The following is a 7744-nucleotide window of genomic DNA, read 5'->3' as shown; positions in this document are numbered from 1 at the left end:
ACCCAGGGGAAGGTGGTGCTCAAGCTGGAGCGGCTGGACCTGGGGCGGCTGGTCCGCGAGACCGCCGCCGACCACCAGGGCCGGTTCGACGCGGCCCGGGTCGGGCTCTCGGTCGCCGCGCCGGCCGCGCCGGTGTGGGTGACCGGCGACGCGACCCGGCTCGCGCAGGTCGTCGACAACGTCTTCACCAACGCGCTGAAGTTCACGACCCCGGGCGGCCAGGTGGCGGCGTGCGTCGGGGTCGAGGGGGGCCGGGCGCGGCTGGCCGTCCGGGACACCGGGATCGGGATCGAGCCCGACGTGCTCCCGACGATCTTCGAGGTGTTCGCGCAGGCCGATAAGACGCTGGACCGGAGCGGGGGCGGCCTGGGCCTCGGGCTCGCGATCGTCCGCGGGCTGGTGGGGCTCCACAGGGGGTCGGTCGCGGCCCACAGTGCAGGGACCGGAAAGGGAACCGAGATGGTTGTCACTCTCCCGCTCGAACAGGAACTGGCGGCCCCCGCGGCGGCCGGCCCGCCGCACCCCGGGGCCGCCCACCGGCACCGCGTCCTCGTGATCGAGGACAACCGCGACTCGGCCGAGAGCCTCCAGATGCTCCTGGAGGCGACCGGGTACGAGGTGCGGGTGGCGTTCACCGGAACCGACGGCGTCCGCGAGGCCACGGCGTGGCTCCCCGACGCGATCGTGTGCGACATCGGCCTGCCGGGAATGGACGGGTTCGCCGTCGCCCGGCACCTGCGGGGCGACCCGCGGACCGCGGCGGTGCGGCTCGTCGCGGTCACCGGGTACGGCCGGGAGGAGGACGTGGCGAACGCCCGTGCGGCGGGGTTCAACGACCACCTCGTCAAGCCGGCCGACCCCGAGAAATTGATGGCGAAGCTCCAGTCGGCGTGACCGCGGCCGCGGGCGTGACTGGGATTTGGGCAGGTGCCGGGGCGCACCCTGAGCGCCAGCGAGGGGGTAAGGCCCGCCCCCTTGCTGGCGCTCAGGGTGCGCCCACATCCAGAGACTCACCCGCGGCCGATTTCCACTTCCTGATGCCCTCCGCCTCGCGCATACTAAACGGACCTGCCCTCCCTCCTCGCACCTTTCCCACCCACGCGAGGGTCCGACGATGCCGCCCGCCCCCTGCCCCGGTCCGTCCCGGCGCGACGCGCTCGCACTCGGCGCGTTCGGCCTCACGCTCCCGCGACTGCTCGCCGCCCGCGAGGCGGCCCCGCAGCGTCGGCCGAAGGCGTGCATCGTGCTCTTCCTCCTCGGCGCGCCGCCGCAACAGGAGACGTGGGACCCGAAGCCGGACTCGCCCGTCGAGGCCCGCGGCGATCTGGGCGTGATCCGCAGCGCGACGCCCGGCCTGCTCCTCGGCGAGACGATGGTGAAGACCAGTCGGCACACCGAGAAGATCGCGGTGCTCCGGGCGGTTTCGACCAACGACAGCTCGCACTCGTCCAGCGGCTACTACATGACGACCGGCTACCCGCACGCGCCGGTCGGCGTCGAGAACGCCAAGCCCGGCGCGCCGAACGACTGGCCGAGCCTCGGCGGCGTGGTGCGGCGGGTACTGCAACCGCAGTGCAGGCTGCCGGCCGCTGTCACACTCCCGGAACAATCCGCGAACGACGGCAACCTGCTCTGGCCGGGGCAGGACGCGGGGTTCCTCGGCCGCTCCGCCGACCCGTGGCTGCTGGCGTGCGAGCCCGAGAAGGGGCGGTTCGACGTTCCCGGGCTGACGCTGCCGGCCGACGTGAGCGAACCGCGGTTCGACGGCCGCCGTCAGTTGTTGGGCGGCATCGACCGAATGCCGGCGAGCGCCGACGAGCGCGGCATCGGGGCGAAGGCCTTCGAGTTGATCGCGTCGCAGCAGGCCCGCAAGGCGTTCGACCTCGACTCCGAGAACGTCCGCACCCGCGACCGCTACGGCCGCTCGCGGTTCGGCCAGTCGTGCCTGCTCGCCCGGCGGTTGGTGGAGGCCGGGGTTCCGCTGATCCGCGTGAACTGGACGCGGGTGCCGAACGCGCCGAACAACGGCCACTGGGACACGCACGCGAAGAACACCGAGGGCGTGCGTGCGCTGATGCCGATCCTCGACACGGCGTACACCGCCCTGCTCGAAGACCTCGCCGACCGCGGGATGCTCGACGACACACTCGTGGTGTGGTGCGCGGAGTTCGGTCGCACGCCGAAGATCAACCCGGCCGGCGGCCGCGACCACTGGGGTCCGGTGTTCTCGGTGGCGCTGGCGGGCTGCGGAGTAAAAGGCGGTGCGGTCTACGGCGCGAGCGACAAGCTGGCGGCGTATCCCAGGGACGGCCGCGTCACGCCGCAAGATCTGCACGCGACGATCTACCACTGCCTGGGCATCCCCCGCGACACCGAGATCCGCGACGCGCAGGGCCGCCCGCTACCCATCTGCCGCGGCGAACCCGTGAAGGCGATTCTGGGGTGAGCGATGACCGAGGAAGAGTGGCTGACAACCGCGGATCCCGCCGGAATGCTCGCTGTGTTGCGCGGCAACGGGAGCAACCGCCGGTTGCTGCTCCTCGCTGTCGCCATATTCCGTGGTGATGACCGGGTGGCTGGGAAGAGTCTGCTTCGCCAACTTGTCATCGAGCAATACGCGGACGGTCAAGCCTCATTAACGAGCCTCCGCAGGCTTTGGGGAAGGAATACGGTCGGAGGTTCTTGGCCAGAACGGCCCTTCGAGTGGGCGGAGGCACTAATTACAGGTGAAGGTGGTGCCTACGAGCCTTTCATCTTGGAGACGACGGCTCGTCGAGTTATTCGCGACATCTTCGGCAATCCGTTTCGCCCCGTGACAGTCGATCCCGCGTGGCTCACGTCCGATGTGCTGGCGCTCGCCCGCGGCATCTACGCGGAGCGCGCGTTCGACCGCATGCCGATCCTCGCCGACGCGCTCCAGGACGCGGGGTGCGACAACGAGGACGTGCTGACCCACTGCCGCGACGCATCCGCGCCGCACGTCCGCGGGTGCTGGGTTGTCGATTTGGTGCTTGGGATGGCGTGACCGCTTACCGTTGCAGCCGCGGATGCGGCGACCGATGGTAGCCAGGGGTGCGGCTCGCTGTGCGAGCAAACCCCTGGTCCAGGGCCATGCCAGGGCGCGTGTCGCCCTCCGGGGCTACGATCCGCGATGCGCCGGGGACCAGGGGTTCCAGTCGTCGTGCTCGCTACTCCAATGGCTACCCTCGGTCGCCGCAATCCGCGGCTACAAACACCACTCGCTGACGCCGCACAAAACAAAAAGCCACGGGGACCTCCCCGTGGCTCGATCGGTTCAGACGTGGGTCAGACCGGCGTGTTGTGCGCGACGACCTTCTTCATCCCCTGGGCGCGGTCGCGGGCCTTCGCCTTGTTGGCACGCTCGACGGCGTTGCCGAACGGCAGCGCCTCGGCGTCGGCCGCGGCCTTCGTCGCGATGTCGGCGGTCACCTCGGTCGCCTTGCGGGCGTTCGCCGTCAGCACCGTCACCACGTTCGCCCGGATCTGGACGAACCCCTCCTCGACGAAGTACCGCTCGGCCGCGGTGCCGGTCTTGAGGCGCAACTCGCCGGCCCCGAGGCGGCCGATGAGCGGGGCGCGGCCCGGCAGCACGCCGAGTTCGCCGTCGAACATCGGCAGCACGATGAAGTCCACGATCGTGTCGATGATCGCCTTCTCGGGCGTCACCACCACGCACCGCAGCTTGCCCCGCAGGCGGTCGTCCTGCGCCTGGGTCGCGAAGCTCGGCATCATCGCGTGTTCGACGGCGGACTGAACGGTCGGCTCGGGGTTCGGCATGGCCATGTGGGTGTGTGGGTTTCAGGCGAGCGGGGGACGTGGGTCCCCCGGTGGTGCCACGGGCGGCGTCACGCCTTCATCTTCTCGGCGGCCGCGGCGGCCTGCTCGATCCCGCCGACGTACATGAACGCTCCTTCCGGCAGGTGGTCCCACTTGCCGTCGCACAGCTCCTCGAAGCTCGTGATCGTGTCCTCGAGCTTCGTGAACTCGCCGCTCTTGCCGGTGAACGGCTCGGCGACGAAGAACGGCTGCGACAGGAACCGCTCGATGCGGCGGGCGCGGGCCACGACCTTCTTGTCGTCTTCCGACAACTCGTCGACGCCGAGGATGGCGATGATGTCCTGCAGGTCGCGGTACCGCTGCAGAATGCGCTTCACGCGGTCGGCCACGGCGAAGTGCCGCTCGCCGACGAACTGCGGGTCGAGCAGACGGCTGTTCGACGCGAGCGGGTCGATGGCCGGGTAGATGCCCTTTTCCGAGATCGACCGCTCCAGGTAGATGAAGGCGTCGAGGTGCTGGAACGTGTTGGCCGGGGCCGGGTCGGTGGGGTCGTCGGCCGGCACGTACACGGCCTGCACCGAGGTGATGGCCCCGTCGCTGGTCGTCGTGATGCGTTCCTGAAGTTCGCCCATTTCCGTGGCAAGCGTCGGCTGGTAACCGACGGCGCTCGGCATGCGGCCCAGCAGCGCGGACACCTCGGAGCCGGCCTGCGAGAACCGGAAGATGTTGTCGACGAACAGCAGCGTCTCGGTCTTGCTCACGTCGCGGAACCACTCGGCCATCGTCAGGGCGGAGAGCGCGACGCGGAGGCGGGCGCCCGGGGGCTCGTTCATCTGGCCGAACACCATCGCCGTCGATTCCAGCACGCTCTTGGCGTCGGCCGCGGCGCTGGTCTTGGTCTCCTGCATTTCGAGCCAGAGGTCGTTCCCCTCGCGGGTCCGCTCGCCGACCCCGGCGAACACCGAGTACCCCTTATAGACCTTCGCGATACGGGTGATGAGTTCCTGGAGGATCACCGTCTTGCCGAGGCCGGCCCCGCCGAACAGCCCGGCCTTGCCGCCGCGGACGAGCGGGGTGAGCAGGTCGAGCACCTTGATGCCCGTGACGAGCACCTCGGACTTCGGCGACAGTTGGTCGAACTTCGGCGGCTCGCGGTGGATGCCGCGGACCTCGGTGTTGCCGACCGGGCCGCGGCCGTCGATCGCCTCGCCGAGCACGTTGAACACCCGGCCCAGGGTCGCGAGGCCGACCGGCACCGAGACCGGCGCGCCCGTGTCGGTCGCCACCATCCCGCGGACGAGGCCGTCGGTGCTGCCCAGCGCGACGCACCTGACGCGGCTGCCGCCGAGGTGCTGCTGGACCTCGCCGACCAGGTTGATCTCGACCCCGCCCTCGCTCTTGGCCTCGATCTTGAGGGCGTTGTAGATCTCGGGCAGTTGGCCCTCTTCGAACTCCACGTCGAACGTGGACCCGATGATCTGGACGATCGTGCCGGCCTTCTTCGCGACGGAAACCATGTGTGCCCTCTCGTAGGGCCGGCGGTGCCGGCCGATCGTATAGCGTGGCCGGTGACCCGGCCCTACTTTGCAGTCAGAAAGCCCAGGTGGTGCTCGCAGTGACGCAACTGCAACCGCACCGCCGTGTCCTTGTCCATCGGGCCGAACAGCGGCGAGGGCACGATCGGCCCCGTGTGCGCCTTCAACCGCTCGGCCGCCTGCCGCAGTCTCGCGACCGCGGCGGCCGGGTCCCCGCCCGCGGCCGGGACCGTCTCGGGCACCGTCCGGGTGCCGGGGACGAACCCGTTGGCGAGGACGCCGTCCCGCATCCGCTTCCCCGCCGTCGTCCGCACCAGCCACACGACCGGCTGTAGTAAAAGCGGAACCTTCGGGAACCCTTCGACCGGGTAGCTCAGCCAGTTCGCCAGGTGCCCCGCGACCTGGGCGAGATCCCAGTTCCCGGCCCGGTCGTAGCCGCGTGCCAGCAGGTTCTCGGCGTCCGCGACCACTTCGTCGAGCGAGGCGAACGACAACATGCGGCGATCAATTCGTTGAGCAGGGCGCATGCGACCGACTCACGACAAGACTCGGTTACCTTCCAAACGCATCGCCATATACTCCAGGCTGAAGCCACTTCTTGCACTCGGCCTCGAACAGCTTCAAACCAGCCATGTAATAGTTCACACCAAGCCTTTTGCGAGCGGTGTTGACAAAAAACGTGCTCGCTATGGGCATATTTTCGATCTTCGTGATGTCATCCCATCGGATCAAAGGGTCAGTTCCAAAGAACCCACGGTGGATGATTCCCTCTTCAGTCAAAACAATCTCGCGTCGCTGAATTTCAAATAGCAGCGGCACTGTAAAGAAGCCAGCTATACACGCCCCGAGCAACAACACGTTAACATTCCCTTTCTGCGGCCCCAACCATTGCGTAAACAGGTCAACCACGTAGCCGATGAGCGACGCAATGGTAATCAGTGTACCGATTGCGCCCAAACCTCGAACGAAGTCGCCGTATCGCATCACAATCCTGTCTTGCTCTTTCGTCACCCCTCCACCGACTAGCCTTCCCAACATCACAGCAAGTGCCAAGACAATCAAAGTCGAAAGCGCGGTTATAGCCGCCTTCAGCAGTCCCTCAGGCATTGGCGATCTCCCGGTGGGGTTCTCACTTGAGAGCCTCGGAGCCGGCGATCAGCTCGCTGATTTCCTTGGTGATGTTCGCCTGGCGGTTCCGGTTGTAGACGCGGGTGATCTCCTTGATGAGGTCGCCGGCGTTCTCGGTGGCGGCCTTCATCGCGACGCGGCGGGCGATCTGCTCGCTCACGGCGGCGTCGAGGAACATCTTGAACAACCGCACCTTCAGCGCCGCCGGCACCAGTTCCTCCAGGATGCCCGAGGCGTCCGGGAGGAACTCGTAGTCCACGCGGCCCGCGTCGGGGCCGGGGGCGGCCCCGCCCTTCGCGCTGGCCTTCGTCTCGACCGACACCGACGACAGCGGCAGGAGCGTCTCTACGACGGCCTGCTGCCGGGCGGGGTTGATGAACCTCATGTACGCGACCTTCACCTCGTCGATCTGGCCCGAGACGAACAGGTCGATGTACCGGTTCGCCAGCACGTCCACCTCGGCGAACGTCGGCTTCTCGTTGAAGTTCAGGTACTCGGCGGTCCGCGGGACGCCCTGGAACTTGAAGAACGCGATGCCCCGCTTGCCGGCGACTTCGAGGTCGAACGGCGTGGCCGCGTCGCGGTGCTGGCGGACGACGTGCATCCCCTCGCGGATGATGCTGCCGTTGTACCCGCCGCACAGCCCGCGGTTGGCGGTGACGACGAGGAGCAGCGACTTCTTCACCGGCCGGGTGACGAGCAGCGGGTGCGACACCTCGCCGGCGTTCTTGCTCAGGTCGGCGGCCAACTCGGCGATCTTCCGCGTGTAGGCGTCCGCCTCCTGCGCGCGGGCGAGCGCCTTGGCGAACCGCGCGGTGGCGATGAGTTCCATCGTCCGCGTGATCTTCCGGATGTTCCGGACCGCCTTGCGGCGCTTCAGCAGGATGCGGAGGTTAGCCATCGGGGTACGTTTCGAGTTTCGAGTTTAAGGTTTCACGTTCGACCGTCACCCGCTCGGCCCGCGGGGAGTTCGAAACGCAGTAATCACGAAGATCAGGTCTTCGTCGCCCCGGCCGTTGTACCGCCAGATGATCTTGACCCACCGCCCGTTCGGGAGGCGCCCGTAGCTCTCGACGCCGGGTTCGGGTTCTATCCACCGATCCACGTCGGTGCGGGCGTGCCACGCGAATTCAACTTCTTCTGCCCCAAGTCCGTGCAGGTCCAGTTTCGCAAGGTTCCAGTCGAGCCAGACGAATTCCGCCATGCCTCCTTTCTTCCGGGGTTAACCCCGCCGGGCGCTGTGGCACCGGCGGGCGGAACGCGAACCTTGAACTCGGAACCTT

9 protein-coding genes are annotated in these 7744 nt (G+C 68.1%); 3 read left to right on the top strand and 6 right to left on the bottom strand.

The genetic code is table 11. From position 1 onward, the window contains the following. The 3 genes from ACTIGN_RS19775 to ACTIGN_RS19765 all read left to right on the top strand — a co-directional run. Positions 1–894, top strand: an 894-nt coding sequence (locus ACTIGN_RS19775) for a hybrid sensor histidine kinase/response regulator (RefSeq protein WP_439626970.1), incomplete at its 5' end; no start/stop codon positions are given. 220 nt (positions 895–1114) lie between these two features. After that, on the top strand, positions 1115–2446 hold the full coding sequence (locus tag ACTIGN_RS19770) for a DUF1501 domain-containing protein (protein ID WP_439626968.1): 1332 nt from the start codon (positions 1115–1117) through the stop codon (positions 2444–2446). A gap of 366 nt (positions 2447–2812) precedes the next feature. Next, positions 2813–3025 (top strand): hypothetical protein, encoded by a 213-nt coding sequence (locus ACTIGN_RS19765; RefSeq protein ID WP_439626966.1) that lies wholly within the window; start codon positions 2813–2815, stop codon positions 3023–3025. A gap of 281 nt (positions 3026–3306) precedes the next feature. On the opposite strand, the gene atpC is transcribed toward ACTIGN_RS19765, so the two are convergent. From atpC to ACTIGN_RS19735, 6 genes are all read right to left on the bottom strand, one after another. Beyond that, positions 3307–3804 (bottom strand): ATP synthase F1 subunit epsilon, encoded by a 498-nt coding sequence (gene atpC / locus ACTIGN_RS19760; protein WP_439626964.1) that lies wholly within the window; start codon positions 3802–3804, stop codon positions 3307–3309. 62 nt (positions 3805–3866) lie between these two features. Then, positions 3867–5315, bottom strand: a complete 1449-nt coding sequence (gene atpD / locus ACTIGN_RS19755; protein WP_439626962.1) for a F0F1 ATP synthase subunit beta — start codon at positions 5313–5315, stop codon at positions 3867–3869. Positions 5316–5377: 62 nt separating this feature from the next. Beyond that, a complete protein-coding gene (locus ACTIGN_RS19750; RefSeq protein ID WP_439626960.1) occupies positions 5378–5830 on the bottom strand; it encodes a DUF1569 domain-containing protein in 453 nt (150 codons plus the stop codon). Between the two features lie 55 nt (positions 5831–5885). Then, on the bottom strand, positions 5886–6440 hold the full coding sequence (locus ACTIGN_RS19745) for a hypothetical protein (protein ID WP_439626958.1): 555 nt from the start codon (positions 6438–6440) through the stop codon (positions 5886–5888). 22 nt (positions 6441–6462) lie between these two features. After that, entirely contained in the window at positions 6463–7362 is a 900-nt protein-coding gene (gene atpG, locus ACTIGN_RS19740) for an ATP synthase F1 subunit gamma (RefSeq protein WP_439626956.1), read from the bottom strand. A 45-nt stretch (positions 7363–7407) separates the two neighbouring features. Further along, the gene (locus ACTIGN_RS19735) at positions 7408–7665 is read right to left on the bottom strand and encodes a hypothetical protein (protein WP_439626954.1); all 258 of its coding nucleotides are present in this window, start codon (positions 7663–7665) and stop codon (positions 7408–7410) included. Between the last annotated feature and the right edge of the window lie 79 nt (positions 7666–7744).

This window comes from Gemmata sp. (genome assembly GCF_051859125.1).
In the GTDB taxonomy this organism is placed as follows: domain Bacteria; phylum Planctomycetota; class Planctomycetia; order Gemmatales; family Gemmataceae; genus Gemmata.
Note: the sequence above shows the minus strand (reverse complement) of the source record. Positions and strands in the feature narration are given on the sequence as shown.

What these genes read in the sequence shown, in the direction of transcription:
- ACTIGN_RS19770 (WP_439626968.1), top strand. Translation starts at nt 1,115, where the DNA reads ATGCCGCCCGCCCCCTGCCCCGGTCCGTCCCGGCGCGACGCGCTCGCA.
- atpC (WP_439626964.1), bottom strand. Translation starts at nt 3,804, where the DNA reads ATGGCCATGCCGAACCCCGAGCCGACCGTTCAGTCCGCCGTCGAACAC.
- atpD (WP_439626962.1), bottom strand. Translation starts at nt 5,315, where the DNA reads ATGGTTTCCGTCGCGAAGAAGGCCGGCACGATCGTCCAGATCATCGGG.
- ACTIGN_RS19750 (WP_439626960.1), bottom strand. Translation starts at nt 5,830, where the DNA reads ATGTTGTCGTTCGCCTCGCTCGACGAAGTGGTCGCGGACGCCGAGAAC.
- ACTIGN_RS19745 (WP_439626958.1), bottom strand. Translation starts at nt 6,440, where the DNA reads ATGCCTGAGGGACTGCTGAAGGCGGCTATAACCGCGCTTTCGACTTTG.
- atpG (WP_439626956.1), bottom strand. Translation starts at nt 7,362, where the DNA reads ATGGCTAACCTCCGCATCCTGCTGAAGCGCCGCAAGGCGGTCCGGAAC.
- ACTIGN_RS19735 (WP_439626954.1), bottom strand. Translation starts at nt 7,665, where the DNA reads ATGGCGGAATTCGTCTGGCTCGACTGGAACCTTGCGAAACTGGACCTG.